The sequence below is a fragment of the Streptomyces sp. RLA012 genome (genome assembly GCF_056270325.1).
The window spans coordinates 238,529-263,936 of record NZ_JBWDPA010000002.1 but is presented as its reverse complement, the minus strand read 5'-3'; the positions used below and the strand labels follow the sequence as shown (position 1 = coordinate 263,936).

Below are 25,408 nucleotides of genomic sequence, written 5' to 3'. Positions count from 1 at the left end.
CCGCAGCAAGGAGCCAGCATGTCGAAGAAACGGCCGGTCGCCGTCGCCCTGGCCGGCGCCCTCTGTCTGGTCACAGCGGCATGCGCCGACTCCTCGACCGACCAGGGCACCGCCACCGGCGGCAAGGCGGCCGCGGCCGCCGTGAAGACCGGCTACCCGGTGACCCTCAAGAACTGCGGGGTGTCCGAGAAGTTCACCAAGGAGCCCAGCCGGGTGGTCGTGATGAACGGCGCCTCGGTGGCCGAGGTCTCCACGCTGCTCTCCCTCGGCGTGGGCGACCGCGTCGTCGCCAACCAGCAGAGCTACGGGATGTCCGAGGTGGCCGGCCGTGCCAAGGCCATCAAGGCTCTGCCGACCGGCAACGTCAAGCTCAATGACGCGTACGACATCCCGCGCGAGGCGATGATCGGGCTGCGGCCGGACCTGGTGCTGTCCACGACTTCGTACGGCTTCGACGAGAAGAACGGCTTCGCCACCCGCGACCAGCTCAAGGAGGTGGGCGCGGGCACCTACGTCTCCCCGCAGGGCTGCGACCAGGACACCTCCAAGATGACCATCGCCGACAGCTACACGCTGCTGCGCGACATGGGCAAGATCTTCCACGTCAGCGACCGCGCCGAGAAGCTGATCGCCGCGTCGGAGAAGAACATCGCCGACGTCTCCGCGAAGGTGAAGGGCGAGAAGCAGCCGAAGGTCATGGTGCTGTTCTCCAACATGGCCATGGGCGGCAACGACTTCAGCTCGGTCGTCGCCAAGGGCATCTACAACGACATCCTCGCCAAGGCCGGCGGCAGCAACGCCTTCGCGTCGGCATCCAAGACCTCCTTCGCCGACCTGAGCAAGGAGAAGGTGGCCGCCACCGACGTGGACGCACTCGTCGTCATCGGCTACAACGACCCGAACCCGGCGGCCTACGCCAAGAAACTGCTGAAGGAGTTCCCCCAGTGGCCGGCCGCGAAGAACAACACGTACGTGGCACTGTCCGACTCGATGTACCTCGGCCCCAGCAACGACCTGGCCGTCGAGAAGATCGCCAAGGCTCTGCACCCCGACAGGTTCTGAGCCTGGGCCCGGGGCCGATCCCGAGCCGTCTGCGGCTGCCGCTCGCGCTCGTCGGTCTGCTTCTCCTCCTCGTCGCCGTGATGGTGGTGGCGGTGAGCATCGGAGCGGTGAACATCCCGGTGGCGGATGTGTGGGGAATCCTCCTGCACCACGTCACCGGCCGGGGAGCCGCCGGTGACCCGGCGCTGGACCAGATCGTGTGGACCTTCCGGGCACCGCGCGTCGCCCTGGCCGCCCTGGTCGGCGCGGGCCTGGCCGTCGCCGGGGCGGTGCTCCAGACCCTGGTCTCCAACCCGCTCGCCGACCCGGTCGTCCTCGGCTTCTCCTACGGCGCCTCGCTGGGCGCCGTGCTGGTCATCACTCTCGGCGGTGTCGCGCTCGGCGGGCTGGGCGGTCTCGGCGTGTCCGGCGCGGCATTCGTCGGCGCCCTCGCGGCCGGCGCGCTGGTCTTCGCCCTGGGGCAACGGCAGGGCCGGCTGGCTCCGACCCGGCTGGTGCTGGCGGGGGTCGCGGTCGGCTATGTGCTGCTGTCGGTGACCAGCTTCGTCCAGCTGCTGGCGACGCCCACCGAACTGCGGACGGTGATGTTCTGGATGCTCGGCAGCGTCGCAGGCGCCCAGTGGAGCCAACTGCCCACCGTCACCGTGGTGGTCCTCACCAGCACCGTCGTGCTGACTCTGTTCGGCCGTCGCCTCAACGCCCTGCTGGCCGGTGACGAGTCCGCGACCGCGCTCGGCGTGGACGTCAACCGGCTGCGCGCCGTCCTGCTGGTGATCAGCGCGCTGCTCACCGGCACGGTCATCGCCGTGGCCGGCGGCGTCGGCTTCGTCGGCCTGATGATCCCCCACCTGGTCCGCCTCACCACCGGCGCGGACCACCGCAGACTGCTGCCCCTGACCGCACTCCTGGGCGCCATCTACCTGGTCCTCGTCGACCTGCTCTCCCGCACCGTCAACCGCCCCAACGAACTGCCGCTGGGCATCCTCACCGCCCTGCTCGGCGCCCCCTTCTTCCTGTGGCTGCTGCGCCGCAACAAGGGCCTGGACACCGTATGAAGGGCTGGACACCGCATGGAGGGCCTGGACACCGTATGAAGAGCCTGGACGGCGTATGAAACTGACCGTGGACCAGCTCCACATCACCCTGGACCGCAAACCGATCCTCCACGAGGTGAACCTGGAGGCCGCCAAGGGCGACATCGTCGGCCTCGTGGGCCCCAACGGCAGCGGCAAATCCACCCTGCTCCGTACGGTCTACCGCTCGCTGCGCCCGGCCGACGGCGTGGTCAGGGTGGGCGGCGACGACGTATGGGAGCTGTCCGCGCGCACCGCCGCCCGCCGCACCGCGGCAGTCCTCCAGGAAGCCGGCACCACGACCGGCCTGACCGTGACCGGGATCGTCGCCCTCGGCCGTACGCCCCACCACGGACTGATGGGCCGGGACGGCGCCGAGGACCGCGAGGCCGTGGCCGAGGCGGTCGAACGCTGCGGAGTCGGTCCCTTCGCGGACCGCGACTACGCCACCCTCTCCGGCGGCGAACGCCAGCGCGTCCTCCTGGCCCGAGCCCTTGCCCAACGGCCCCGGCTCCTGGTCCTCGACGAACTCACCAACCACCTCGACATCCGCGCCCGGTTCGAGCTCCTGGACCTGATCCGCAGCACAGGGATCACCACCCTGGCGGTCCTCCACGACCTCGACCTGGCCGCCCGGCTCTGCGACCACCTCGTCGTGCTCCACGAAGGCGCGGTGGTGGTGGCGGGACCCGTGCTGGAGGTCCTGACACCAGATCTCCTGTGCGAGGTCTTCGGCGTACGGGGCGCCACGGAACGACACCCCGACGGCGTCGTCCGCATCACGTATGCCGCCCAGCCACTCGCCCTCGACCGGGAGGCCGAGCCCGAGCCCGCGGAGCGATGACACCCCGTCACGCGCCGTGTGGCTCGTCCTGGATTCCGGTCCGGGGCAGCTCGCTCTCCTCGGCCCCGCCGCAACGGAGCGCCAGGTGCGGTGCCATGTCGATCCCGGCCGACACACCGGCAGACCAGCCAGACCGGCCAGACCGGCCAGTCCGGCCACCACAAGGACGAGCAAGCCGGTGCACACGCTTGCCAGGACCGTTCCCTGCCGGTGCGGTTCCCTCGGCCGCGCCAGGTGCGGCTCGTACTTCACCAGGGAGCGGGTGCCGTCGCCTCCGGGATGGACCAGCGGATCGTACGGCGGTGCCGTGGTCCGGCCGTGATCCATGACGAGGCCGAGCCCCTCGGCACACCGCACCACACCCGCCCGGGGCCTGAGGGCCAGGACCCGCACCGGAGACGATGCGATGTGGGCGGCCCAGAACGAGCCCGGTGAACTGCTCCTCGCTCGTCCGCACCTGCTGGCCGAAGCCGTCGGTGACGCGTACCCGCTTGTCCTCGGGTGCTTCCGGGTCCAGGAAGAGCTGAAGAGCTGGGGACAACCGCGGTTGCGGTCGCCGCAGAAGGTCGCGATCGGTTCCGGGTTCACGCCAGCCATCTGTGCCACCCCGTCGCCAACGCGTGGCGGGAAGGTCCGGAGGGATGCCACCGAGGCCGGTCACCTCGCCGACCACCACTGACGTCGGCGTGATGTCCGCGGGCCCAGGGTCGACGGTGGTACGTGGAGCCAGGAGGTGGCACATCTCCAGCAGCTCTACCTGCACGCTGTGTCGAAGGGGTGGGAGGGGGTTCCGTGGCCGGTGGAGCGAGCGCAATGCGACCTTCTGCGACTGCACGGTCCGCACCGGACCTCGTCTGTCCGAGCAGGCTCACCTGGTCGAGTGGGAAGTACCCACCGAACCCGGGCCGACGGGCTGCAGCAGGATCTGGCTGCCCGGTGCGATCGCCAAGCGGTACTCGGCCGGATGGATCTACGTTCCGGCCTCGGTCCGGAGGGATCCGACCGACTACGCCTCGTACGACCGGGGCTCCCTTCCGAGGGCCCCAGGGCATGCGCAAGACTCCCGTCATGAGCACCACGCGACGCCGACTCGGCACGGGCCCGACCGCCACCAGGAGCACACCATCCGCGGAGGAGTCCCCACGGCTTCTGCCCGTCGAACGAGTTGACCTCGGGGGACTCCTGGAGGCTCCGGAGCAGAGCGATCCGGAGCTGACGCGGTCGCGTCGGCGGCCGCTTCGCTCTCCTACTGAGGAGGACTGACCGACAACCGCCTCGGGCTCCGCAAACCACGCCGACGGTTGGGGCGTCGGTCATGTGCCTGAGGGAAGGCCCCTTGGCGCCGTCGACGACGGACTTCGCCGCGTACGTGCACTTCCCCGACCCGGACCTGCAGGACTGGCGCACCGCCTACTACGACAACAACTACAGCCGCCTGACCGCAGTCAAAGGCCACTACGATCCCCGCCACCTGTTCCGCTACGGTCAGGCCATCGGCAGCGTACGCACCCGACTCCCTTGGGACGTTGGCGGCGATGGAGATCCGGCAGACTCCCTGGAGTGCGCGTGTCTGGAGTTGGTCGTGGGTTGTGAGGCCAAGGACTCGGATGGCCTGCTGAAAGTTGACTGCTGTCGCCTTGAGCCGCCCTCACGCCGCCGCATGAGGGCGGCTCGCTGCCGGGGCTCGTCGAGGCCGACGATCTCGGGGCGCACGTCATGAAGTTGTCCACCGGATGGCTCTGACCTGCGTCGACTCTGCCTTCACCGTCCCTGACCTGCGGCAATGAGTCTTTCAGCGCCTTTCAGGATCGTGTGACTTTGCCTAGCCGATTCTCCCCACGCGCTCCCCAGCAGGGTCCGTACTCCCCAGATTCTCCCCAAGGGTGACCCGTGCCGCGGGCAGTGGCGACGGCGGAAGCCGGTCCATCTGAGTGGCCACCGTGGGTACGCTGAGTGACTACAGGCAGCGCGGAAGCCTGCCAGCAGATTCTTTGTCTGCTGGTGGTACACACCGCGTACGTCGTTGACCAGCTGGAATAGCAGATGTCGAGATGGGCCTCGGGGGGACTGGCCCGCCTATGGTCCGGATCTTGGTCCCAGATGTGATCACCGTCGTCAACCACTGATGGGTGGCGCACTTCGGCGCCGTCCCGAGCCATCCAACCCGGCGTCCCACGGAAGCTTAGGAGCGGCCAACCCAACCGCGCTCCGCTACGGCCAATGCAAGTCGGGAACCTCAAACTGCCGTCTCGGTCGGTGTGGCAATGAACGGTGGTTCCCTTGTCCCGACTCCGCAAGGATGCCGAAAGCTTGATCTGACACTCGCTCTGAAGAGCCGTCAGGTTCCCCGGGTGTCACCTGCGTACCCCTGCGGAGGAGGTCGGCTTGGTGGCAGGCGTGGCGATTCGGTGGCCGCCAGCGGGGCGTTGACCATCAAGATCGCTCGCCGTTCGGCGTCGTGGTGTCGTCGGAACGGGCGGCGCAGCCAGCTCGCCCCCCCCGCCACGGACACGAACGGGCCCCGCCGCTCCTGGTGGGAGCGGCGGGGCCCGGGTTGGCGGTGGGGTCAGTGCAGTGCGCTGACCTCGGTCGCTGACAGTGTCCGTGGGTATACGTGGACCTCTGCGACAGAGCCGGGGAAGGCCAGGTAGGGGCTGGTGGCTGCTGCGCTGTTGACGCAGCCGCCGATGGTCAGGGGCATGGAGGAGTTGAAGTTTCCCCGTGATCTTGGGCACGTTGTTGTTACGCCGCGAGGGCTTGGTCTTGCCGGTAGCGCAGGCGTGTCTCGTGGGGCGTGAGATAGCCCCAGTGGATGTGCTTGCGCAGGCGGCGTCTGTTGTAGAAGGTCTCGATGAAGTCGAAGATGCCGGCGCGGGCGGTGGCCCGGTCGGGCCAGAAGCGGGTGCCGATCTCCTCTTTGACGGCCCAGAAGCTCTCCGCGGCGGCGTTGTCGAAGCAGCTTCCGGTTCGGCCCATGCTCTGCCGGTGTCCCAACTTGCTGATTCTGTCGCGGAGTTGTCCGGATGTGTATTCCGATCCGCGGTCGCTGTGGATCACGCAGCCGGGTTCCGGGCGACCCGGTGCGACGGCCATGTCCAGGGCGTCGACGACGAGTTCAGCGCGATGGTGGTCGGCCATCGGGTACCCGATGATCTCGCGCGTGGCCAGGTCCAGCCACGAGGCGAGGTAGAGCCAGCCCTCGGCCGTGGGGATGTAGGTGATGTCCCCGACGATCTTCGTGCCGGGGCGGGTGGCGGTGAAGTCCCGGCCGATGAGGTCCGGCGACGGGGCGGCCTTGGTGTTGGCCTTGGTCAGGCTGCGGCGGCCGGTGCGCCGGCTGTTCCCGGCGATGCCGTGTTCCCGCATGACCCGTGCCACCCGCTTGCGGTTGACCGGTCGGCCCTGCCGGCGCAGTTCGGCGGTGACGCGCGGGACGCCGTAGTTCCGCCGGGATGCGAGGTGGATCACCGTGATCTCGTGCGCCAGGGCCTCATCGGCCCCCCGCCTCGCCTCGCGGGCTTCGGCTCCGGCCACCCACGCGTAGTACGTAGAGCGGGCCGTCTCCATCACCCTGCATAGCAGCACGACCGTGTAGTTCGCCTTCTCCGCATGGATGAACCGGCATGTCTCGCTCACCGGTCGCTTTCCTTCGCGAAGAAGGCGGTCGCTTTTTTCAGGATCTCGATCGTCTTGGCCTGCTCGGCGGTCAGCTTCCGCAGCCGCTTCAGCTCCTCGTCCCGGTCAGCGGCACTGTGCCCGGCCCGCCCGGCGGCGGGGACCGATCCGGTGTCCTGGGCGGCGCGGGCCTTCTTCACCCGGCCCCGCAACGACTCCGACTGACCCCGAGCTCCCGGGCGACCTCGGTCACCGTCCGGCCCGACGACCGCACGAGCTCGATCGCGTCCCGCTTGTACTCGTCCGAGTACCGATTCGTGTACTTGCTTCCCACCTGGCACTGCTTCCTCTGGGCTTTCACGTCCCAGTCTCCAGGTGTCCACGATCAAGGGGAAGCTTCACGGTCGAGGTGCAGGCGGAGGTGGACAGCCTCGTCTCGGCCGGGCGGAACGTGCAGGCCATTGCTGTGATGCGTGAGCGTGTCGGTCTGCCGACGCCGGGTCTGCATGAGTGTGTTGATCTGGTGGATCAGCGATTCAAAGTGCTGCGGCAGGGGCCGGCGAACTCGTGATGACGCCGTGCGCGGTGGTCATACGTCGCGCCAGTTCGGGGTGGATTCGCGGGTGAGTCGGCGGCTTATGAGGTCGACCATCGCCACCTTGATCATGGCTTCGGAGCGGTGGGGGTGGGTCTCGTAGTCGCGGGCGAGGCGTCGGTGGTGCATGAGCCAGCCGGTTGCAAGGTCCGCTCGACGATCCAGTGCCGCGGAGTTCGGGGGATGGAGTGAATCCCGGGCGCCGTGATGTGGCCCCAGGCTGCCCTCAACGTTCTCGGCCGCCCTGCACCGCCCCGACCTCCGCCCAGCCGGCCGCGCCCCGTGCCCACGCGGACGCTCGCCGACGGGAACGCAGGGGCCCGGCGCCATCTGTATGCCGATCTGCAGCCTGCCGTGACCCGCTCGGCGAACCTGCGCCGGCTCGGCCACCGCAGCCAGGGTGCTCCAGACCCCCGGCCCCTCGGAGAGCAACCTCCGGCAAATGACGCAGAGGTGACCGGACCTGGTCAGATACCATCCCGCGGGCTGGCCCGGACTCTCAGGGGGCGGCCAGACGATTCTGGTGCCTTGGACTGCCACCGGGCCAGGTTCTGGCGGGCGCCACAGTGCACGGGATCAGAGGGCGGCTCACCACCAGCGCGAACACAGCATGTGGCAGGGCCTGATGAACGTGCAGCGTGAGCGTCTGGAGGCCATAGGCATCGTGCGGCCGCTATCCCGAGTGGGGGGATACCTCGTGTGGCCTAACGCGGGTGGTGGATGCCGAGTGGCGCCCGCAGGATTACGGAGGGGGTCGACTCCATCACGTAGGGAATCCGCAGACATGAGAGCAACTCTCGGCGTGCCCAAGACACGCCGCCTGCGCCACGTCGCGGTGGCCGCACTTCTGACCGCGATAGGCACCGCGCTCAGCGCTTGCGGCGCCGCAGGTGGCGGCGCCGCAGGGACCGGCCGGGACTTGACCGCGGTGGCCGAGGAGGCCAAGTACGTCCCGTGCGGCAACCCACCGCAGAAGCTGGAGACGATCGACCAGGACTTCCTCAACCAGTTGGCGGCGGCCGACGGTCCGCCGCTGTACAAGCTGTCGTACCCGGCCGCGCGTGACGTGCTGGACAAGCTCCAGGCGGACCCCGTCCCGATGCAGCCCGCGCAGATCAGCCAGCGCAGCGTGCCGGGCGGTCCGACGGGACCGGTGTCGGTGCACATCGTGCGCCCCGACGGCGTCAAGGGAACCTTGCCCGGCATCGTCTACATCCACGGCGGCGGCTGGGTGCTGGGCAACTTCAAGACCCACGAGCGTCTCGTGCGTGAGATCGCCGACGGGGCCCGTGCCGCGGTGGTGTTCGTCGACTACACCCCGTCACCCGAGGCCCAGTTCCCGGTACCGATCGAGCAGGCGTACACCGTCGCCAAGTGGGTTGGTGAGCACGGCGGCGAGATCGGTGTCGACTCCAGTCGACTGGCGGTGGCCGGTGACTCGGTGGGCGGAGACATGACCGCCGCGGTCACGCTGATGGCCAAGCAGCGCGGCGGACCGCACTTCCGGCAGCAGGTGATGCTGTACCCGGTCACGGACGCCGACTTCGACAAGGCGTCGTACTCCCGCTACGCCGAGAACTGCTGGCTTACCCGGCCCGCCATGAGGTGGTTCTGGAATGCCTACGCGCCCCGCGTGGCCGACCGCTCCAACCCGCTGGCCTCGCCGCTGAAGGCGACCGTCGACCAGCTGAAGGGCCTGCCGCCCGCGTTGGTGATCACCGACTCCGACGTGCTGGAGGACGCGGCCAAGTCGTACGCGGCCAAGCTGACTTCGGCCGGCGTGCAGGTGACCTCGTCGCACTACAGCGGAGTCACCCACGACTTCATGATGCTGAACGCGCTGCGTAACACCCAGGCCAACAAGGACGCCGTGGCCGAGACCACGGCAACCCTGCACGAGGCGCTCCACCCCACCGAGGCCCCCACCGCAGGAAAGTAGAGCCGACACACGGACTTGTACGGAGTCCGAGGGTCCGAAGACGGCATGGGTGCGTCGCTACCTCGGTGGTGTCGCACCCATGCCGAATGCACGGGTGCGACACCGACACTCGCGGAGACATGGAGGTCGCGCCAGGACGTCCGTGCTCTTCCGCGCCGACAACCCGGACATTTCGGTCCTGGGTGCTGACGTGGCCGCATGGAGCTACCGTCGTGAGGGAGAGTTGGAGACGTGTCGTCGGCTGCAACCTCGCCCGCTTCCGGTCCGTGCGCCGGCCCTCTCTTTTATGAGGGCGTCAGCCTCCCTGTTCAGCCAGTGCTCGGCGCGCTCCACGTTGACGAAGGTCCGCAGCACCAGGTCACGGGTGCCTCCGTCCCGCGTGCCGATGGTCAGCCTCCGTATTTCGGCAGTGATGCCGCCGTGCGGCGCCTCGGTTCTGACGATCCGTTCGCCGGCCTCCAGGTGCCGGCTCACCCAAGCCAGTGTCAACGGTCGGACAGCCGCCGCCTCATCGTGGTTGGTCACCGTGCCACCTCATCATCCGGACGGCGGCACGCGCGAAAGTTTTGTCGGAGGCGACGGCCGTGCTGCTCAGTCAGAAACTCCACCGGCACGAGGCGGACCGTAGCCAGCACCGACGCCCGCCCGGCGATCTTTCCGCGAACCCGAGCGGCAGCCGCATCACCCAGCCGGGGACCCCGGCTGCCAGCGATGCCGTGAGCAGTTTCGACACCACCGCTCATTGAGCGCTTGTGACGTGTACGAGCCGTGCCGGCCGACGGTTGCCGGTGTGCCGGTGATCCCGGGCTGGGAGACCCGGCGTCTCTCCGCGCAATTGCTCCGCTCCAGGGAGGCGCGTGGTGCACGCAGGTCTCGACGGCGACGATGTGCGACGTCCCAGGCCGATGACAGGGCAGCGGGGCCAAGCCCGAGATCGTGCGAACCTCTTCACGGCTCGCGGGGGCGGGTATGATCGTCTTGGTGCCGGCTCTCACCGGTTCCGTACTGCTCGTCGTCGACGTGGTGCTCGGCCGGGTCGAGGGCGTGATCGCGGAGAGTGCGACGCTGCTGGTCTGCGGCGGCCTGTGGGGCTGCTGCCGCAGCTCGTCGGGCGGTACGCCACACGGCCCGACAGTGATGCCGGTCGTGCTGAACCCCGTTTCCGGCCGTGACCGCGATGCGGGCGACCGGTCGGATCCCCCTGGTTCCAGAACACAGCCGCCGCAGTCCGACCGGTGTGATGCATGCACCGGTTTTCCTGCGGCGGCTGTGCTTCCTGCGAGGAGGGACGGTGTCACAGGCCGGCAGGCGCTGACATGTGCAGCAGTCGTTCGGTGATCTCGCGGTACTGCCTGAGCGCGAGCCGTAGTTCCTCGGTCTGCGCCTGGGCGTCCGGGTCCTGCCAGCCAGTGCGCAGGACGCGCCGTCGTTCCGTGAGGGTGTTGGTGAACTGGGTGGCGGCATCGTCGAAGACCGCGTCGGCCGCCTCCACCGCCTGGCGCGGGCTGTCGACGAAGGTGGTCAGGGCCTGTTGGAGGCGCAGGTTGAGCTTGTCCCGGTCGCCCTGCGGGACCAGTTCAGGGCCGGGCTTGCGATCGGGGCTGTCGGCGCTGGTGCCTGGCTCACTCGGGGCGTGAGCGGGTTCGGTGCGAGGTGCCTGCGTGGCGCGTTGCATCGCGGGGTCCGGGCCTTCGGTCTGGGGTTGCCGTGCGTGTGCGGCGTTGTGCGACATCAGGTGCTGCTTCCCTTGGCGTGGCGTCGGTTCCGTGCGTGTGGCGCGTGGCCTTGGCCGTCGGGGGACAGCGGACTGTGCTGGTCGAAGTCGCCGGCTTGTTCGGTGACCAGTGCCTCGAAGAGGTTTCGGGCTTTGATCGTGGCTTCCCGTATTTCTTTGGTGCTGCTCTGGCCGCGGGCTGCCGTGTGCATGCTGCGGTAGCCGGGGAGCTGGTGGGGGTGGTGGACGGAGAGGGCGGCGAGCTGCTCCTCGAACTGCTTGCCGTCGGGGAAGCCGCGGTCCCTGGCCAGGCCGGCAGGGAGTGCGTCGGCCTGGGTGACGGCCTGTTGCGGCGAGTCGACGAACTGTTCCTGGGTGTCGGCTCATTGAGCCCTGTACTGCGTGCGGGCCTCGGGCGGCAACGGCTGCTCATCAAGGGAGCCGTGCTGCTTGACGCGCTCGCCGAGTTCCTGCTCGGCGGTCTTGGTGTCGCCGTCGTGGTCGGCGAGGGCACGGTCGTACTCGGGTCCGAAGCGGTGCTTCAGCCCGCGCTCACCGCCGTCCCGGATGCGTCCGCGTCCGGCGAGGAGGACGGCGACCGCCGCGATGGCGATCACGGCGGTGATCACTATGGTGGGCATGGCTGCCTTTTCTGGCTCTCGGCTCGTCGGTTGTTCGGCTTCCTGTGCCGGTTCCATCGATTCCGTGTTGGCCTGCCGGGTGGCGTCCACGCGGTCTGGGCGCCGCCCGGGGCGTTCGTGGTCGGGGCCTGAAGGCGTCCTTGGCCTTGTCGCCCGGCTGCTTCAGGTTTCCGGAGACCTGGTCGGTCCTGCTGTGCCGCTGCAGTCGTCTGTTGGGGGTGGTGCGGCCGATGGGTTCGGCTGGTGTGGGCTATCCGCGGCTGCGGCCGTACCGGTGGCTACCGCCGCCGCGCCTGCTGCCGCCGCGTCCGCGCATCGCGAAGCCGACGATCCAGACGGCCAGCAGTACGGCGGCGAGCCACCAAAGGGCCTCCATGGTGAAGCCGAACCCGAACACCACCAGGATCAGCAGAAGGAGAAGGATCCACAGGATCATTGCCGGGCCTCCAGGTCGCGGGAAGTTCCTGACTTCCGCGGGGTCCGGGCGAAGCGGGTAGGTGGAATGCGTCGCCCGGGTGATCCGGAGTGGCATGGCCCTACGCCGTGCTGTCAGTCAATGCCCGACGACCTCCCTTGTCAACGCGGTGTCGGCACGGGGGAGTTCTGCGAACTGGGCAGCGGCCGCTGGGGTGAACGGAGCCTCGGCGGGGGCTTCGACCGGCTCGGCCGGCGGGGCGGGCAGGATGTGGTCCTCCCACCAGGACAGGCCCATCATGGTGGCGAGCACCAGGACAGGCCCATCATGGTGACGAGCAGGACGAAGGGGATCGAAGCGGGAACGATCAGCGCGTACATGCGTACCACCTGCGGGGGATACGTGCGACAAGGCGGGCAGCGGATGGACGGTGCCCGCATGGGGCGCATCGAGGCTGCGCCGGGATCGCGTGGCGACGGCGAGTGCGGGAGCGGCCCGTTGACGAACGGGGCAGGTACCGGCACCGATGCGCGAGGTGCGCCCTTGAAGGAGCGCGAGAGGTGATCGACGCTGCCGGGGGCTCGGGCCGTACCGTGCACGCTAGCCCTCGCTGTGCTCCCTGGACAGACGGCAAGTGGCCATCCGGTCCCGGCAGAGGGCACTGACGTGGGCCGCTGTCCGCAACCTCTGGGGAGGACTAGTCTGTTCGAACAGGCCCCGGCCCCCGGCAGTGATGTCTTGTTCTGCTCCGGGGAGGCCCGCCGTGTTCGTTCTGCTTCTCATCCTCATCGTGGTCTTGTTCGGCCTCGGCTTCCTCAATCCCCTCTGGTGGGTGGCCGCGGCGGTGCTGGTCTACGGCGTCACCCGCCACGGCCGCGATCGCGGAGGAGGCCGGATCCGCGGCGACGGTTCCGATCTCGGGGACTACCGGGACTACGAGAATCGCCGGGATCGTCAGGACCGCTGGGACCGCCGCTACAGCCGACGGAACCGGGCGCGCTGGAAGCGCGAGGACCGCCGGGACCGTGAACGTCGCGGGTGACCGATGAAGTTGCCCGACATCCCGAGGTTCCGGGGTGGCTTCAGCCAGGCCGGACGTGCCGAGATCGTGGAGAGGGTGCGTGCCATGCATCGCACAACCATGCTCCCAGAGGATTGGTGGGATGGGGCGGCCGAGGCCCCGGTGGGGAATGCGGCCGAACAGGATGTCGTGGCGCTGCGCGCCGAGATCGATCAGCTGCGGCGGGCGCTGGCCGGCCGTGCGGTGATCGATCAGGCGTGCGGGATGGTGATGGTCCTGGCCCCCTGCCGCCGTGGGCCGGCCAGGAACCTGCTGGTGGACATGTCACGGCAGTGCCACACCAAACTTCCCGACGTGGCTGCGGCCGTGGTCGCCGCCTGGGAGGGTGAGCCGCTCTCGCGGTTGATGCAGCGTGCGTTGCGGCGTGCGCTGCGGCGGCTTTACGCGGAAGACCGGGGGTGCGACTCATCACCGGCGGATGAGCCGTCCGGAAAGGGAAGGCCATGATTCACGCAGCCGACGTCCGCGAATGGCGCAACCGCGACGTCGTCGATACCGAGGGCCACAAGATCGGTGTGCTCGAAGCGGTCTATGTGGACACCACCACGGACGAGCCGGCCGTGGCTACGGTACGGACCGGACTGCCCACCCGGCACCGTCTGCTCTTCGTCCCCATCGAGGACGCGATCGCCGGGCCGGACTATCTCAAGGTCGGCTATGGCAGAACGCTGGTGAAACAGGCTCCTTCCATCGGCACCGTCGACGTGCTGCCCGCCGAACAGGATGAAGCGATCTTCAAGCACTATGGACGGCCCTACCAGCCCGGTGCGGCCGGCGAACGGCAACTGGCGCGCCGCTGAACACCTGTGGACGGGATGAATGCCCTGTGAGGTACGGACCGTGCACCAGCTGACCACGCCCCGCGAAGAACAGCGGCTGTTGACGGCCGTGGCATCGGCGGAGGAAACGGCTCTGCTGGCCGAGGTCGTCGAACTGCGCGCCGTGAATAAGCAGTTGGGGCGGGCGCTGGCGAGCCGTGCGGTGATCGACCAGGCCCGCGGCATGGTGATGGCCCTGGCACCGTGTTCCAGCGACCGGGCCTGGGACCTGCTGGTGGACGTGTCGCAGCACTGCAACATCAAGCTCCGTGACGTGGCTGCGGCCCTGGTCGCCACGACGAAGGACGAGAGGCTACCGGAGCCGATACAGCGGGAGCTGCGCCGGGGGCTGCGGCGTCTTCATCTGGCGGACCGGCGGTGACGGGCATGCGTGCCCGGCGGACGGCACCGGGGCTGTGAGCTCAACTCTCCGGTGCCTTCGTCCAGGACGGCCGTCGGACGCCTCTGTTGTGTAGCCCACCTCGTGGAACTCAAACACCGGCCTGGCCTTTCCCTGACCCCGAAGCCGTTGAGCAGGCAGAACGCTCGAAGAGCGCCACTCCGCCGGCGGCGTCACTGCGTTGGCGGCAGGTAGACGGTGAGCGCACGTGCCGCTTTGTCGAGGTGGAGCGCGTCAGCCGCCGGGCTTACTTCGCCGTCGCGGGTGTAGTCCTCTTCCCTGCTCATTCCGCCGATCCGCAGCCGGGTGACGGTGGTGGCCTGGTAGACGCGGGAGCGGGCGAGGGTTCCGGTGAGGAAGGCGGTGACGAGCCGGGTGCGGGCGAAGGGGCGGCTGCCGTCGACGGTGCGGATGTCGAGGAGTCCGTCGTTGAGGCTGCAGCGGTAGGAGGGGGCGAAGCCGGGCGGGTCGTAGCGGCTGTTGCCGGCGAAGAGCAGCCACAGCTGTCGGTGCCGCCCGTCGACGGTGATCTGGCTGGGGGTGCCGTCGGCGAGGACGCGGAGCAGGCCGATGCACAGGGCGGGCCACTTGCCGAGGCGCGTCTCGCGGGCTTCGCGGGCCCGGACGAGTTCGGGGTAGACGCCGATACTGAAGGTGTTGAGGAAGTACGTGCTGGCACCGTCTGCGGAGGTGACCCGGCCGAGGTCGACGGCTCCTCCGCAGCCCGCCTCCACGGCGTCGGCGGTGGATTTCAGGGTCGGCAGGCCGAGGTCGGCGGCGAAGTGATTGAGGGTGCCGGCGGGGAACACGGCCAGCGGCAGTCCGCTTTCGACGGCGCGGACCGCTGCCGCGTTGACCGTCCCGTCGCCGCCGACGACGCCGAGCGCGCCCCCGTGGGCGAGTACGTCCTTGGCGGCTTGGTCGAGCACCAGGTGCAGGTCGACGCCGCTCGCGCAGAGCCGTATGTCCGCCATCGGCAGGAGGGTCCGTAGTTCGGCTTCGGCCGGGGTGTCGCCGCCCGCGTCGCCGTTGACGACGGCGATCAGCCCCAGACCCGCGGGAAGCGCGGGGACAGGGACGTTCGGCCGGGCGGTGTCGACGGGTTCGTCCACGTGCAGCGGCCACCAACGGCAGGTCGCCGCCGCGATACCGACCCCGAGTGCGGCTCCCGCGAGGACTTCACCGGGCGAGTACGTGCCGGTGTGGGCGCGGAAGACGGCGGCTGCCGTAGCCAGAGGGATGAGAGCGGCTCCCAACTTGGGCGACTCCAGTGTGACGGCGGTTGCGAAAGCGGCGACGGCGGCCGTGTGCTTGGCCGGCAACGCCCGGGTGGCGGCCCGGGGTGGAAGCCGGTGGCTGGAGGCCGATTTGGCGGCGATACCGACGGCGGTGGAGGCCAGGGCGAGTGAGCCGGTTGCGCGCAAGGCGGCACGACGTGCGCCACGGTTGCCGGAGAGGCCCATGACGGCCGCGCCGGCCAGCCACGGCAGCAGGGTGTGGGAGGAGGTGACGCGCGAGAGGAGCCGTGCATCGAGGGCGCGGGGGTGTCTCATGCCCGACTGCGTACCCGCGGCGTTGCCGGTCACGCGGCCGCCTGCCCACACGAATGGGGCAACGGCGCCTGCCGCGTCGCCCGTTGACCATCCGGCTCCAGACGCGACCGCCGAGGGGCGTCGCCACGTTCGCCGCCCGCGCGTTCCGTGGGCAGCCGTGGCTGCGGGGCACAGAGCTTGTTAGAAAGCGGGCTGTCCGGGGACCCGTCCGAGGTGCTTCGGACCGGAGGCACGCCCGTGGGAGCAGCCGTCGCTGCTCTCTTGTGTGCTGCGGTCTGCCGGCTCCCACGGTGAGTGACGCCCCTGATGAGGGAGACACGTGTCGATGCCGGACGTACGCACGCAGGGCTTACGAAGCGCGCACCGCTACGACGCCGCGCCGGACACCGCCGCGGCGTTCCGCCGTATCGCCGCTCTGCCGGACGGCCCGGAGAGGTCCGCGCTACGGCAGGAGGTGGTGTGCGCCTGGATGCCGATGGCCGTACGGCTGGCCCGGCGCTTCCGCCATCGCGGCGAGACCTTCGAAGACCTCAAACAGGTGGCCCAGCTGGGCCTGGTCAAGGCGGTGTCCCGCTTCGACCCCGGTCGCGGCACCGCCTTCCCGAGCTTTGCCATACCGACGATCCTCGGCGAGGTGAAACGGCACTTCCGCGACGACCTCTGGGGCGTGCATGTGCCGCGGCGCGTACAGGAACTGCGCGGCCGGGTCCGCTTCGCCGGCCATGAATGCGCTTCGCTCAACGGCCACGAACCCTCGGTCCACGAGATCGCCGCGCACACCGGCCTGACCGAGGCAGAGGTACGGCTGGGCCAGGGCGCGCTGGAGAGCTTCGCCGCTCTGTCCTTGGACGCCGTGCCCGGCCACTCCGCGGACAGCCATCCACTGACCGACACGCTTGGTGGCATGGAGCCCGGCTTCGACCGGATCGTCAACCGTGAGGCGCTCCGCCCGCTGCTGCGGGCACTGCCCGAACGCGACCGCCAGATCCTGTATATGCGGTTCTTCTGCGAGATGACACAGGCCCGCATCGGCCTACAGCTCGGTGTCTCGCAGATGCACGTCTCCCGTCTGATCACTCGCATCTGTGCACGCCTGCGCGACCAGGTCACGGCCGACACCCACGATCTGAGGAGGGCATCGTGACGACATCCCGGGTGCACGGGCGGCGCCGGGCCGCCAGGCCCGATACCCGTCGTTCCGCGGAGAGGCAGACGCTGACTGCCGCCGGACGGGCGGGCTTCGCCGCGCGAGGCGTGGTGTACGTCCTCATCGGTGCACTGGCCGTCGGGATCGCTCTCGGCAGCGGCGGCGCGTCGGCGGACCGCCAAGGCGCGCCGGCCCAGGTCCCGGCGCAGCCCTTCGGGAAGACGATGCTGTGGGTGCTGGTCGTCGGGTTCGGCTGTATGGCGTTGTGGCGGGGCGCCCGCGCGGTCCTTGGCAGGGGGCCTCGGCGCAAGGCGGCCTCGCGAGTGCTTGACGGCGGACGGGCGCTCTTCTACGCCGCATCTGCTGGGCCGGCGCCGCGTACGCAGCCGGGGGCGGCCAGGGCTCCAGCGGCAACGCGCAGTCGCAGGACTGGACGGCATCGGCACTCAAACTGGCCTACGGCCGGGTGCTGGTGGGGGCCGCGGGCTGCCTTCTGATCGGCATCGGCGCGGTACTCGCCGTGCGGGCGGCCATGCGGCGCTTCCTGCGGCAGCTGGACACCGGCGCCATGAACCACCGTAAGAAGCAGGTCGTCACCGCTCTGGGCGTGGGCGGAGGTGTGGCACGTGGTGCGGTGTTCGCCGCGGCGGGGATCTTCATCCTGGTGGCAGCCGTCCGCTTCGACCCGCACGAGGCCAAGGGCGTGGACGCGACGCTCCGCGGCTTCACGCAGAAACCGGTGGGGCCACGGCTCCTGGTCGCCGTCGCGATCGGGCTGGTTCTCTTCGGCGTCTTCTCCTTCGCCTCGGCTCGCTGGCGCCGCCTGTAAAACGGTGACCCAAGCCGGATCTGCCGGCTCTTCCCGCAGGTTCGCCGGCATGTGGAGCGGCGGTCCGCCACCTACCACCACACGTCAGTGGGCCGGGCGTCGGCGCGAGCGCGATACCGAGCGTACGAGCAGGTACAGCACAGCGGCGACGAGGAGCAGCACGCCGATGGAGAGCAGATACAGCATGCCGTCGACGACAGCGCCGATGACGACCAGCGCGATGGCGCCGCTGAGAAGAACCAGGAAGAAGACCAGGGCGCTACGCCTTCTGGGGGGCGTGGCGGGTGGGCGGACCAGAGGTCGTCCACCAGTAGTGCCGGCGTCCTCCGGTCTCGCGCATACCTCAACTTCAGGGTAGACGCAACCTCTGGCGGTGGCGTGCCCGGCAGAACGGTTCTACCGTGAGGACAGGAAGCGGATCCCGGGAGCACGTCATGATCATCCTCGGACTTGTCATTCTCGTCGCCGCGGTAGTCATAGGTGTCGTCGGCGTTCCTTTCAACAGTGGCAGCGCCCATGAGTTCACCGGCGGATTCTCCGTCTTCGGAGTCGATGTCACCGGCTCCACCGGAACCCTCTTCCTCTGCGGCATCGTCGTCGGGGCGGCGGCTCTGCTCGGGCTGAGCCTGCTCCTGACCGGTGCACGCCGCACCGCTCGTCGCGGCCGCACCGCACGTCGCGGGCTCAAGCAGTCTCGGCGCGAGACAGCCGCGGCCGAACAGGAACGGGGCGCTCTGATCCACGAACGCGACTCCGCCCGCGCGCAGGCGGCGCGGACGGCGCAGACGTCGCAGACGGAGAGGGATGACGAAGAACCTGCCCGACCGGTCGAACGCCCCCGGCACAAGGACCACTGGTTCCGCCACCGGGCCGCTCACTGACGATCCCGGTCGGCCGCCTGGCGACCCGCCGCGCGCCCCACAGACGGCCATGTCGCACCGGACGACCTCGCGCCGCAGCCGTCGTCATCGGGTTGCTCCGGCACAGCCCCCGGCAAGCATCGGGCAGCGCGGCTCTCATACGCCGGAAGGCGGAGCGCGTTCCCCGCTGGATGCCTCTCTTCTCGGCCGTGGGTACGCACGGAGCGGGTGTTGCTCATGGAATGGCCGGCAAGGCTGCCGGTGATCGGAAAGCTGATGCGTACGCACGCTTGGCGGGCGTTCGAACGGCTGGATGCCGTCCACCGGGCCAGGCTCGCCGCGGCCATCACCTTCGCCGGTTTCGTCGCGCTCTTCTCCGCTGATCACCGTGGGCGCGGCGATCGGCGCCAAGCTACTGAGCGAGGACCAGCCGGGGAAACTCCAGGACAAGATCGCCGCCCAGGCGCCGGGCCTCTCCGACCTGCTGGACCTGGACAGTTTCGTCGCGCGTGCCGGATCCGTCGTGCTGTGGATCAACCTCATGGCAAGGCTGTTGCTGTACTGCGCCGCTTGGGCAACAGCAACAGCAACAGCAACAGCAACAGCAGCGGGGACGGGGGTGCGGTCCGGCGAGACAGCCGAGGGCGAGGGTCCGGAGCCCGGGATCAGCCCCGCAGTCGGCGGCGCACCACAGCGGGCGTCAGCCGGCAGCGGCGCACCAGCAGCACCGCGTTTCCAGAAGCACGGCCCGTGATCCGAGCGTGGGTCTTCGTGCCGGGACAACTGCGTGCGGTCGCCACCTCGGCGACGGTGTCAGGCCACCAGGCCGGGAAGGGGTTCGGAGTCGTCGATGAAGGCGCGGGCCAGATCGGACAGGCGCCGGTTGTGCCCACGGGCGTAACTACGCAGGGTGGTGAAAGCCTGCTCCATGTCGATGCCCTGGCGTTCGGCGAGTTTCCCCTTGGCCTGTTCGATCAGCACGCGGCTGTTCAGCGCGGTCTGCAGCTGTTCGTTGAGCACCGTGCTGCGGTGGATCGAGCGTTGCTGCAGGAGGCTGATGGTGGCGACGTCGGCCAGGGCCTGGGCGATGAGGGTGGCGGCCGGGTCGAAGGGGCCGGGGGCGGCGTGGAAGAGGTTCAGGGCGCCGACGGTCTCGTCCCGCAGGCGCATGGGCAGGGCCTGAACCGCGCCGAATCCGCTGCGGTGGGCCGCCGTGACGAAGCGCGGCCAGCGGTCGATCTCCCGGGTCAGGTCGGGGACGATCACCGGTGTTCCGGTGTGGAAGCAGTCCAGGCAGGGCCCCTCGTCGTTCTGGAGCTGGAAGAGCTCCAGCAGACGCACCTGTTCGTCGGAGGCGGCCATGACGCGCAGTTCGCCGTCGCGGTCCGCGAGCAGTACGCCCGCGGCACTCGCGCCGAGCATGCCCACACAGCGGTCGGTCAGCAGGCGCAGGAAATCGATCAGGTCGAAGTCGGCGACCAGGTTGTCGGCCAGCTCGACGAAGGTCTTGGCCAGGAGCTGCTGATTCATCGTGACACCCTCGATTGAGACTAGTCCCGCCGGGAAGGGGCGGGAAGCACGGCACGTTCATCGGATGGCACCGGTGCGTCAGGTTTCCTCGTCGGTCTGTTGGGGTTCTGTGTCCGGGGAGAAGCGGAGTCGGTGGGCCACCACGTCGGTAGCCACGTCGGCGAGCCGTCGTCCCCGCATGTAGGCGTGGGCGCGGAGCCGGACGAAGGCTTCGTCGATGCCGACGCCGAGTTGGACGGTGAGCATGCCGGTGGCCTGGTCGATCTCCGCCCGGTATCCGCCCAGGTCCTCGAAGCCTCGATCTGCCAGTGCTCCATCGACCGGTGCGCCCGTCTCCTCGATCCGCGCGTCGAGCAGGAGCAGCGTCGCGAGATCGGCGAACGCCAGCGCGTCGGCCAGCTCCTCCGCGTCCAGCACGGTCGGCACGTCGGCGTACAGGTCGAGAACTCCCGGGCTGATCGCCCCCATCTGCAGGGGGAGGGCGAAGACGGCGCGCGCCCCGGCTTCCAGCGCCGCATCGGCGAACACGGACCAGCGGTCCTGCAGTTCACCGGTCAGCAGATCGGGCGTCAGGACGGCCGAGCCACGGGTGAAGGCATCCACGCACGGCCCCTCGCCCAGCGTGAGCTGCAGCTCCTCCAACTGCTCGCTGATGTCGTCGGTACTGCACAGCGGATGACTCGACGCAGTCCGGGACATCGCCGACAGCCCGGCCCCGCCGACCGGCAGCGCGGCCACCGCCGCCGTGCACACATCCACCACACCGACCCGGGCACCACGCAGGGCCGCCTGCTCGGCGACCAGCACCTGAATCCGGGCCGACCGACTGTTGGACCTCACCCGGGCCACCGAGTCCAGGTATCGTGCGCAAGGCCCTCCAGTCTCGCCGCGGTGCGTTCCCCGACGGGAAGTACCAGCACCCGGAGCAGGGTGGTGCCGATCGGCTTCCAGATCTCTCCTGCGTCCAGCCATCCCCAGGAACGGAGCGCAGCGAGAGTTGGGCGATCAGCCCGGTCCACCAAGATGGCGCCGAGCGATGCCTGGTGGTCGGTCAGCAGCCGCTCCTGCAGCCGGCGGGCCACGTCCTGGTCCCGTGGGTGCGGGCGGATCAGGATGTCGGTGATCGTGAAGACACTGCCGGACTCGGTGAGTTGCTCGATACTGCGCGGCAGTGCTCCGTCGAACCCGAGCCACCAGAAGCCGTTGCTGCGTACCGGGAATCCGTAGGCGCATCCCACCAGGGCGTCCGTCTCCGCGATCACCATGGCGAACCCCGGCCGACGGATGTCGCCAGTGAGACGGTTCAGAAAGTCCTGGCGGCCGGGACGGCGGTACTCCTCACGGGGAGACGTCTCGCGGGAGTCCACGTACAGATCCGCGAGCTCCCCGCTTGCGTCCTGTGTCTGCCAGCGGTTCACCCGACGTAACCGCACCGCGTCCGCGTCGGACGGCTCGCCGCCACGGGGCTTGTACGGCTGCCCCTGCTCCGGCCGGGCCGTCACCGCACATCGCCCGAGAGGACAGAGGCAAGCGGAACAGTCCGCTGCGGCGGGGCTTGGGCGGTCGGGGCCGGGACATCCCCGAGAGGAGGTGACAGACGCCCGACCGGTGGGCCGAGGAGCAGGAACCCGGAGCCGGTGAGGTCGAGGATCAGGCCCAGTGTCGGTGGCGGGTGGTGCAGTCGCAGGATTCCGCCGGCCTCCGTGGTCCGCTGTGAAGCGTAGAGGAAGGCATTGAGGCCGCTGCAGTCGCAGAAGGTCACGGGGGTGAGGTCGACATCGACGATGCGGATGCCGTCGTGCAGGCACCGCGCCAGTGCCGTGCGTACCAGCGGCGCCGATTCCAGGTCGATCTCACCGGCCAGAGTGATCAGCGCCCGGTTCCGTAGATCATGACGGCAGATGGTGAGCTGTGGGAGGAGCATGACGCCTCGGTTCAGAAGACCGTCAGACAGTGCACGCGGTGACGCCGGGATTCCCGGCCCCCTTGGCGCGCTCCTGGTAGGGGCGTACGTTCGACGGAGGCGGAGCAACGGTCGGCCCAACAGCCTGTGCGACAGGACAGAGGTCCCACCCAGTTTCCTCCAGGGATGCGCCGGGTGACGGACGAAGAGCCCGCTCCCCGCAGCCATCTGTATCGAGCAATGACATAGCCGCCGGGGTCTGGGACGTCCGTACAGCAGCATAGTCCTCAACCCGATGCGGCAGACGGCCCGAAGCCGCCCATTCGCAGGATGTGGACGGCGCCAAAGCCCAGTGGCGCGCGCATATCCGGTGCCCTGCACGGTACTTGGGAGAACGGCACGAAGGCGGCGGCCGACAGCCGCTCAGGAATGGCGGTCCGTCGACTGCCCGAGGAGGTGGCTTCGCATGACGGAGCCGAACAGTCCCATCCTGCGGAAGTCCGATCCCGACGAGCCGAGCATCGGCGTGGACACGATGCTTCAGACCGCACGCCCCGGGCCTCAGGAACCGCCGGGGACCCGTGGCCGGACGACCATCGCGGACGGGGTGGTGGAGAAGATCGCCGGGATCGCCGCACGGGAGGTCCCCGGCATCAACGCACTGGGCGGCGGATTCACTCGCGCCATGGGCGCCGTGCGCGACCGGGTCCCCGGCGGGCACGCGAGCGCGGGGCGAGGCGTCAAGGTCGAGGTCGGCGAGAAACAGACCGCCATCGACCTCCAAGTCGTCGTCGAATACGGGGTCAGCATCCGCGAGGTCGCCGCAGAAGTCCGCGAGAACGTGATCGCGGCGGTGGAACGGATGACGGGACTGGAAGTCGTCGAGGTGAACATAGCCGTCAACGACGTGCACCTGCCGGACGAGGACACGCCGCAGCCCAGCGGGGACCGCGTGCTCCAGTCGTGAGGCGGCCAGGGGCAAGGACTCCGCCCCATCGCTCTTCCGTGGCATGGGGACAGCCACCGACTGCAGGCGGTGATCGCCTGATCCGGGCGCAGCTCAGCCCGGCTGGTGGGTAATCCGCGGCGGCTCCACGTTCGGATCCGTCGGCGCGAGGGTGGAACACACTGCTTTGCTCAGCGTCGACTTCCGCTCCTCCGGGTGGAGCTTCCCCGGGCGGAGCTTCGCCGGGTGGACCAGCCAGACCCCACGCCGGCCGAGTGCGCAGCGAGGAAAGCAAGCCCGACAAGCATGAGGCTCGTCGGGCTGAAGATCACCTCGGTCGAGGTCTCGGTGACACGGATGATGAAGGCGATGACGAAGAGTGCGGCGGCCACGAATGCGAGCATCTGTCTACCCCTGCCGATGGACGGCGAACCACACGTGATCCCGGTGGCTGCGCCGCTACCTGCCGGGTTCCCCGGACGGCGCCGATCAGTCGCGTAAATCCCGCGCCGGAGTCGGCGACGACACCCCGTCGCCTGACCTGCTGATGCTGTGAACGAGGCAACCGGGACTGCTGGTACCGCGAACCCCCTCGGCCGCCCAGCCCGCGGGCCGACCGATCCGTGTGAGTATGGGAAGTGGACAGGCCGCCATCGAGCACCCGGATCCTGATCGGATGCCGTGGTCGGCCATCTGCGACAGTGAGGAGCGCCCCATGGGCGCGAACACGGCCGAAGCTGCGGTACCTGACACTATTCAGGAGCTGACGGACCGACTGACGGCCTCCTACGCAAACCTGTTGACGGCTGCAATCGTGCGGGATGTGGTGCAGGACTGCTACCAGCCGCTCAGCAACGCTCGTATCCCCAACTATGTGCCGATCCTCGTCGAGCACAGCAGCCGCACCAAGCTACGACAACTCACCCGCCGCTCCGATCCCACGGTTCTCCTTCAGGAGCACTCCGACGGGATACGAGGCCACTCAATCACGAGGGCCTATCGAAGGGTCCGAGTCGCCCTGACCCGCTCGGCATAGGCACGGCGCCCATGGAAGGGACAATGGAAGGGACACTCGACACACGGGCCCGCTCGACCATCTGCTCCGGCCGGATCGCCGATGGCACGATCATGAGCGTCTTGGCAAGCGCCACGTACATCGAGTCCGCACTTCGGCACGTCCGTGAGGGCCTGGCGTCAGCTGATCGGCACGAGCACGATGTTCCGGTTTTCGCCTTGTCCAGTGTGGACTTGGACAGCCGGAAGGCGACGCAGGCCGTGCGTGCCTCGCTGGCCTTCTACCTGGCCGCGGTCGGCCCGGACAACCCGCTGATCACCGCGCTCGGCCACGGCGACCGGCTCGCCGGGATACTCGCCGACGGCGGCACCGACCGGCTCATCCGCGAGATGCCGGACGAATGGGTCACTGAGTTCACCGTTTCCGGCAACCCCGACGAGGTAGTGGACCGGGTCCGGTCCCTCCTGGCCGCCGGCGCGACCAATGTCGTACTCATGCCGGTCAATCCGAGCACCGCACCGCAAGAACTGCGGCTCGTCGCAGAAACGGTGTTGCCACGTTTGTCCTGACTCTGACTCTGACTCTGACGCCGGTCGGGCAGGGGACGCCCCGCAACTACGGGTGCGGGGCGCCCTGGAACCACCGGGCGGGAAACGGCGGGAGGCGAACTTGACGCTGCCGCAGGCACGCTGAGTGACTGTAGCGGGTGCTCAGTGGGCATCCCAGGGCGTGATCTTGGCTCCAGGATCTCCGGTCCGTGCGTACGTGGCTTGACCTGGTCGAGCCACGTCACCACCACCTCGCGATGTTGTGGGCTTGGTTTCGCATGGCCGTCTGACGCTCTGTGCACTGGCGATGGACCGGGTCTCCCTCAGAAGTCAGCTGGAGCCGGTTCTCATTGTCGAGCGCGCGCAGGTCCCGATGGGACAGCAGGCCGGCAATGGCCTGCACGGTGTCGCTCATGTGCTTGCGGCGGCCGAGGTGGCGGGCCAGGGACCGCCAGTTCTTGAGATGTGCGATGCCGTGCTCGACGCGGATACGGCGGGAGGAATGTGCCTTGCGTCGGCGCTCGTGCATTTCCTCGTACCAGTCCGGCACGCCGCGCGGGGCTTCGGAGAGGAGGTCGCGCTGGACGTCGATCGTGATGAGGGCGGGTGTCGCGAAGTGCGGTGCGGTGTAGGGGTCTTGGAGACCGGGCGTGGTCATGGACCGGGGTCCCTTACGCGGGGGTGACCCGCTACGCGAATCCGCCGTTACTCATCAGGAGTTGGCCGTTGATCCACTGCGGATTGCAAGGCTGGAGAGTCGGGGGCCTGAGAGAATGCTGAAAGAGGTCACCGTCACCCGCTACATCACGCCCCTGCGTGAAGACGGCTCGCTGGCGGGGCTCGTCGAGGCCGACGACCTCGGGACATACGTCATGTACGT

30 protein-coding genes and 6 pseudogenes are annotated in these 25,408 nt (G+C 69.1%); 21 read left to right on the top strand and 15 right to left on the bottom strand.

All coding sequences use genetic code 11. The features are described from left to right. The first annotated feature begins 18 nt into the window (after positions 1-18). The 5 genes from RV986_RS01545 to RV986_RS01525 all read left to right on the top strand — a co-directional run bounded on the left by RV986_RS01545 (position 19) and on the right by RV986_RS01525 (position 4,699). Entirely contained in the window at positions 19-1,062 is a 1,044-nt protein-coding gene (locus RV986_RS01545; RefSeq protein WP_475915643.1) for an ABC transporter substrate-binding protein, read from the top strand. Positions 1,063-1,079: 17 nt separating this feature from the next. Then, complete coding sequence (locus RV986_RS01540) at positions 1,080-2,117, top strand: FecCD family ABC transporter permease (RefSeq protein ID WP_475924150.1); 1,038 nt, start codon at positions 1,080-1,082, stop codon at positions 2,115-2,117. 55 nt (positions 2,118-2,172) lie between these two features. Beyond that, complete coding sequence (locus tag RV986_RS01535) at positions 2,173-2,979, top strand: ABC transporter ATP-binding protein (protein ID WP_475915642.1); 807 nt, start codon at positions 2,173-2,175, stop codon at positions 2,977-2,979. 406 nt (positions 2,980-3,385) lie between these two features. Further along, positions 3,386-3,658, top strand: a complete 273-nt coding sequence (locus RV986_RS01530; RefSeq protein ID WP_475915641.1) for a hypothetical protein — start codon at positions 3,386-3,388, stop codon at positions 3,656-3,658. 657 nt (positions 3,659-4,315) lie between these two features. Beyond that, positions 4,316-4,699, top strand: coding sequence for a BBE domain-containing protein (locus RV986_RS01525; RefSeq protein ID WP_475915640.1), 384 nt, complete (start codon positions 4,316-4,318; stop codon positions 4,697-4,699). Between the two features lie 1,022 nt (positions 4,700-5,721). On the opposite strand, the gene RV986_RS01520 is transcribed toward RV986_RS01525, so the two are convergent. Genes RV986_RS01520 through RV986_RS01510 form a run of 3 tightly spaced genes read right to left on the bottom strand, consistent with a single transcriptional unit; the run spans position 5,722 to position 6,928 of the window. Further along, positions 5,722-6,615, bottom strand: coding sequence for an IS3 family transposase (locus tag RV986_RS01520; RefSeq protein WP_475915639.1), 894 nt, complete (start codon positions 6,613-6,615; stop codon positions 5,722-5,724). Continuing rightward, a complete protein-coding gene (locus RV986_RS01515; RefSeq protein WP_475915638.1) occupies positions 6,612-6,794 on the bottom strand; it encodes a hypothetical protein in 183 nt (60 codons plus the stop codon). The genes RV986_RS01520 and RV986_RS01515 overlap by 4 nt, the downstream gene beginning before the upstream one ends. After that, positions 6,791-6,928, bottom strand: coding sequence for a transposase (locus tag RV986_RS01510; RefSeq protein ID WP_475915637.1), 138 nt, complete (start codon positions 6,926-6,928; stop codon positions 6,791-6,793). The genes RV986_RS01515 and RV986_RS01510 overlap by 4 nt, the downstream gene beginning before the upstream one ends. Positions 6,929-7,015: 87 nt before the next feature. Between RV986_RS01510 and RV986_RS01505 the strand changes: the two genes are divergently transcribed. Beyond that, positions 7,016-7,165, top strand: coding sequence for a hypothetical protein (locus RV986_RS01505; protein WP_475915636.1), 150 nt, complete (start codon positions 7,016-7,018; stop codon positions 7,163-7,165). Positions 7,166-7,183: 18 nt separating this feature from the next. Here RV986_RS01505 and RV986_RS01500 read toward each other — a convergent pair. After that, a pseudogene (locus tag RV986_RS01500) lies at positions 7,184-7,362 on the bottom strand (IS5 family transposase); the annotation flags it as partial. 611 nt (positions 7,363-7,973) lie between these two features. Between RV986_RS01500 and RV986_RS01495 the strand changes: the two are divergent. Beyond that, on the top strand, positions 7,974-9,128 hold the full coding sequence (locus tag RV986_RS01495) for an alpha/beta hydrolase (protein WP_475915635.1): 1,155 nt from the start codon (positions 7,974-7,976) through the stop codon (positions 9,126-9,128). A gap of 288 nt (positions 9,129-9,416) precedes the next feature. On the opposite strand, the pseudogene RV986_RS01490 reads toward RV986_RS01495, so the two are convergent. Next, positions 9,417-9,653, bottom strand: a pseudogene (locus tag RV986_RS01490) (aminoglycoside phosphotransferase family protein); the annotation flags it as partial. A 444-nt stretch (positions 9,654-10,097) separates the two neighbouring features. On the opposite strand from RV986_RS01490, the gene RV986_RS01485 reads away from it, so the two are divergent. Then, positions 10,098-10,466, top strand: a complete 369-nt coding sequence (locus tag RV986_RS01485; protein ID WP_475915634.1) for a hypothetical protein — start codon at positions 10,098-10,100, stop codon at positions 10,464-10,466. Here the strand turns inward: RV986_RS01485 and RV986_RS01480 are convergent. The 4 genes and pseudogenes from RV986_RS01480 to RV986_RS01465 all read right to left on the bottom strand — a co-directional run bounded on the left by RV986_RS01480 (position 10,423) and on the right by RV986_RS01465 (position 12,210). Further along, on the bottom strand, positions 10,423-10,860 hold the full coding sequence (locus RV986_RS01480; protein WP_475915633.1) for a hypothetical protein: 438 nt from the start codon (positions 10,858-10,860) through the stop codon (positions 10,423-10,425). The genes RV986_RS01485 and RV986_RS01480 overlap by 44 nt on opposite strands. Further along, a pseudogene (locus RV986_RS01475) lies at positions 10,860-11,483 on the bottom strand (hypothetical protein). Before RV986_RS01475 ends, RV986_RS01480 begins: the two are co-directional and overlap by 1 nt. 250 nt (positions 11,484-11,733) lie before the next feature. Beyond that, a complete protein-coding gene (locus RV986_RS01470) occupies positions 11,734-11,919 on the bottom strand; it encodes a hydrophobic protein (RefSeq protein WP_475915632.1) in 186 nt (61 codons plus the stop codon). Between the two features lie 117 nt (positions 11,920-12,036). Continuing rightward, positions 12,037-12,210, bottom strand: a complete 174-nt coding sequence (locus tag RV986_RS01465; protein ID WP_475915631.1) for a hypothetical protein — start codon at positions 12,208-12,210, stop codon at positions 12,037-12,039. A 451-nt stretch (positions 12,211-12,661) separates the two neighbouring features. On the opposite strand from RV986_RS01465, the gene RV986_RS01460 reads away from it, so the two are divergent. From RV986_RS01460 to RV986_RS01445, 4 genes are read left to right on the top strand one after another with little or no spacing between them, the layout of a single operon-like run. Further along, on the top strand, positions 12,662-12,940 hold the full coding sequence (locus RV986_RS01460) for a hypothetical protein (protein ID WP_475915630.1): 279 nt from the start codon (positions 12,662-12,664) through the stop codon (positions 12,938-12,940). Between the two features lie 3 nt (positions 12,941-12,943). Next, positions 12,944-13,426 carry an ANTAR domain-containing protein gene (locus tag RV986_RS01455; RefSeq protein ID WP_475915629.1) on the top strand — a complete coding sequence of 161 codons (483 nt, stop codon included), beginning with the start codon at positions 12,944-12,946 and terminating at the stop codon, positions 13,424-13,426. Then, positions 13,423-13,779 (top strand): PRC-barrel domain-containing protein, encoded by a 357-nt coding sequence (locus RV986_RS01450; protein ID WP_475915628.1) that lies wholly within the window; start codon positions 13,423-13,425, stop codon positions 13,777-13,779. Before RV986_RS01455 ends, RV986_RS01450 begins: the two co-directional genes overlap by 4 nt. A 40-nt stretch (positions 13,780-13,819) precedes the next feature. Next, positions 13,820-14,179 carry an ANTAR domain-containing protein gene (locus RV986_RS01445; protein ID WP_475915627.1) on the top strand — a complete coding sequence of 120 codons (360 nt, stop codon included), beginning with the start codon at positions 13,820-13,822 and terminating at the stop codon, positions 14,177-14,179. Between the two features lie 191 nt (positions 14,180-14,370). On the opposite strand, the gene RV986_RS01440 is transcribed toward RV986_RS01445, so the two are convergent. After that, a complete protein-coding gene (locus RV986_RS01440; RefSeq protein WP_475915626.1) occupies positions 14,371-15,750 on the bottom strand; it encodes a diacylglycerol/lipid kinase family protein in 1,380 nt (459 codons plus the stop codon). A 325-nt stretch (positions 15,751-16,075) separates the two neighbouring features. On the opposite strand from RV986_RS01440, the gene RV986_RS01435 reads away from it, so the two are divergent. The 5 genes and pseudogenes from RV986_RS01435 to RV986_RS01415 form a co-directional block, all read left to right on the top strand. After that, positions 16,076-16,894, top strand: a complete 819-nt coding sequence (locus tag RV986_RS01435; protein WP_475915625.1) for a SigB/SigF/SigG family RNA polymerase sigma factor — start codon at positions 16,076-16,078, stop codon at positions 16,892-16,894. Then, positions 16,891-17,127: pseudogene (locus RV986_RS01430) on the top strand (DUF1206 domain-containing protein); the annotation flags it as partial. The gene RV986_RS01435 and the pseudogene RV986_RS01430, both read left to right, overlap by 4 nt. A gap of 128 nt (positions 17,128-17,255) precedes the next feature. Next, the gene (locus RV986_RS01425; protein WP_475924149.1) at positions 17,256-17,726 is read left to right on the top strand and encodes a DUF1206 domain-containing protein; all 471 of its coding nucleotides are present in this window, start codon (positions 17,256-17,258) and stop codon (positions 17,724-17,726) included. Between the two features lie 434 nt (positions 17,727-18,160). After that, entirely contained in the window at positions 18,161-18,607 is a 447-nt protein-coding gene (locus RV986_RS01420) for a hypothetical protein (protein WP_475915624.1), read from the top strand. 216 nt (positions 18,608-18,823) lie between these two features. Beyond that, positions 18,824-19,115, top strand: a pseudogene (locus RV986_RS01415) (YihY/virulence factor BrkB family protein); the annotation flags it as partial. A 284-nt stretch (positions 19,116-19,399) separates the two neighbouring features. On the opposite strand, the gene RV986_RS01410 reads toward RV986_RS01415, so the two are convergent. The 4 genes from RV986_RS01410 to RV986_RS01395 all read right to left on the bottom strand — a co-directional run bounded on the left by RV986_RS01410 (position 19,400) and on the right by RV986_RS01395 (position 22,040). Continuing rightward, on the bottom strand, positions 19,400-20,116 hold the full coding sequence (locus RV986_RS01410) for an ANTAR domain-containing protein (RefSeq protein WP_475915623.1): 717 nt from the start codon (positions 20,114-20,116) through the stop codon (positions 19,400-19,402). A 78-nt stretch (positions 20,117-20,194) separates the two neighbouring features. Next, positions 20,195-20,956: an ANTAR domain-containing protein gene (locus RV986_RS01405; RefSeq protein WP_475915622.1), complete on the bottom strand. Its 762-nt coding sequence runs from the start codon at positions 20,954-20,956 to the stop codon at positions 20,195-20,197. Continuing rightward, complete coding sequence (locus RV986_RS01400) at positions 20,953-21,618, bottom strand: hypothetical protein (protein WP_475915621.1); 666 nt, start codon at positions 21,616-21,618, stop codon at positions 20,953-20,955. Before RV986_RS01400 ends, RV986_RS01405 begins: the two co-directional genes overlap by 4 nt. Beyond that, a complete protein-coding gene (locus tag RV986_RS01395) occupies positions 21,615-22,040 on the bottom strand; it encodes an STAS domain-containing protein (RefSeq protein WP_475915620.1) in 426 nt (141 codons plus the stop codon). Before RV986_RS01395 ends, RV986_RS01400 begins: the two co-directional genes overlap by 4 nt. Positions 22,041-22,485: 445 nt before the next feature. Between RV986_RS01395 and RV986_RS01390 the strand changes: the two genes are divergently transcribed. The 3 genes from RV986_RS01390 to RV986_RS01380 all read left to right on the top strand — a co-directional run bounded on the left by RV986_RS01390 (position 22,486) and on the right by RV986_RS01380 (position 24,549). Then, positions 22,486-22,986, top strand: a complete 501-nt coding sequence (locus RV986_RS01390) for an Asp23/Gls24 family envelope stress response protein (RefSeq protein WP_475915619.1) — start codon at positions 22,486-22,488, stop codon at positions 22,984-22,986. Between the two features lie 694 nt (positions 22,987-23,680). Continuing rightward, positions 23,681-24,001: a three-helix bundle dimerization domain-containing protein gene (locus RV986_RS01385; RefSeq protein WP_475915618.1), complete on the top strand. Its 321-nt coding sequence runs from the start codon at positions 23,681-23,683 to the stop codon at positions 23,999-24,001. A gap of 11 nt (positions 24,002-24,012) precedes the next feature. Further along, positions 24,013-24,549 carry an LLM class flavin-dependent oxidoreductase gene (locus tag RV986_RS01380; RefSeq protein WP_475915617.1) on the top strand — a complete coding sequence of 179 codons (537 nt, stop codon included), beginning with the start codon at positions 24,013-24,015 and terminating at the stop codon, positions 24,547-24,549. A gap of 220 nt (positions 24,550-24,769) precedes the next feature. On the opposite strand, the gene RV986_RS01375 is transcribed toward RV986_RS01380, so the two are convergent. Further along, positions 24,770-25,186 carry a hypothetical protein gene (locus RV986_RS01375; protein ID WP_475915616.1) on the bottom strand — a complete coding sequence of 139 codons (417 nt, stop codon included), beginning with the start codon at positions 25,184-25,186 and terminating at the stop codon, positions 24,770-24,772. Between the two features lie 115 nt (positions 25,187-25,301). Between RV986_RS01375 and RV986_RS01370 the strand changes: the two are divergent. After that, a pseudogene (locus RV986_RS01370) lies at positions 25,302-25,403 on the top strand (HipA family kinase); the annotation flags it as partial. Positions 25,404-25,408 lie beyond the last annotated feature (5 nt).

Bases quoted from the DNA above. Each gene is read 5' to 3' on its own strand.
- RV986_RS01545 (WP_475915643.1), top strand. From the start codon at position 19: ATGTCGAAGAAACGGCCGGTCGCCGTCGCCCTGGCCGGCGCCCTCTGT.
- RV986_RS01535 (WP_475915642.1), top strand. From the start codon at position 2,173: ATGAAACTGACCGTGGACCAGCTCCACATCACCCTGGACCGCAAACCG.
- RV986_RS01530 (WP_475915641.1), top strand. From the start codon at position 3,386: ATGTGGGCGGCCCAGAACGAGCCCGGTGAACTGCTCCTCGCTCGTCCG.
- RV986_RS01495 (WP_475915635.1), top strand. From the start codon at position 7,974: ATGAGAGCAACTCTCGGCGTGCCCAAGACACGCCGCCTGCGCCACGTC.
- RV986_RS01485 (WP_475915634.1), top strand. From the start codon at position 10,098: ATGATCGTCTTGGTGCCGGCTCTCACCGGTTCCGTACTGCTCGTCGTC.
- RV986_RS01480 (WP_475915633.1), bottom strand. From the start codon at position 10,860: ATGTCGCACAACGCCGCACACGCACGGCAACCCCAGACCGAAGGCCCG.
- RV986_RS01470 (WP_475915632.1), bottom strand. From the start codon at position 11,919: ATGATCCTGTGGATCCTTCTCCTTCTGCTGATCCTGGTGGTGTTCGGG.
- RV986_RS01455 (WP_475915629.1), top strand. From the start codon at position 12,944: ATGAAGTTGCCCGACATCCCGAGGTTCCGGGGTGGCTTCAGCCAGGCC.
- RV986_RS01450 (WP_475915628.1), top strand. From the start codon at position 13,423: ATGATTCACGCAGCCGACGTCCGCGAATGGCGCAACCGCGACGTCGTC.
- RV986_RS01440 (WP_475915626.1), bottom strand. From the start codon at position 15,750: ATGAGACACCCCCGCGCCCTCGATGCACGGCTCCTCTCGCGCGTCACC.
- RV986_RS01435 (WP_475915625.1), top strand. From the start codon at position 16,076: ATGCCGGACGTACGCACGCAGGGCTTACGAAGCGCGCACCGCTACGAC.
- RV986_RS01420 (WP_475915624.1), top strand. From the start codon at position 18,161: ATGATCATCCTCGGACTTGTCATTCTCGTCGCCGCGGTAGTCATAGGT.
- RV986_RS01410 (WP_475915623.1), bottom strand. From the start codon at position 20,116: ATGAATCAGCAGCTCCTGGCCAAGACCTTCGTCGAGCTGGCCGACAAC.
- RV986_RS01395 (WP_475915620.1), bottom strand. From the start codon at position 22,040: ATGCTCCTCCCACAGCTCACCATCTGCCGTCATGATCTACGGAACCGG.
- RV986_RS01390 (WP_475915619.1), top strand. From the start codon at position 22,486: ATGACGGAGCCGAACAGTCCCATCCTGCGGAAGTCCGATCCCGACGAG.
- RV986_RS01385 (WP_475915618.1), top strand. From the start codon at position 23,681: ATGGGCGCGAACACGGCCGAAGCTGCGGTACCTGACACTATTCAGGAG.
- RV986_RS01380 (WP_475915617.1), top strand. From the start codon at position 24,013: ATGGAAGGGACAATGGAAGGGACACTCGACACACGGGCCCGCTCGACC.
- RV986_RS01375 (WP_475915616.1), bottom strand. From the start codon at position 25,186: ATGACCACGCCCGGTCTCCAAGACCCCTACACCGCACCGCACTTCGCG.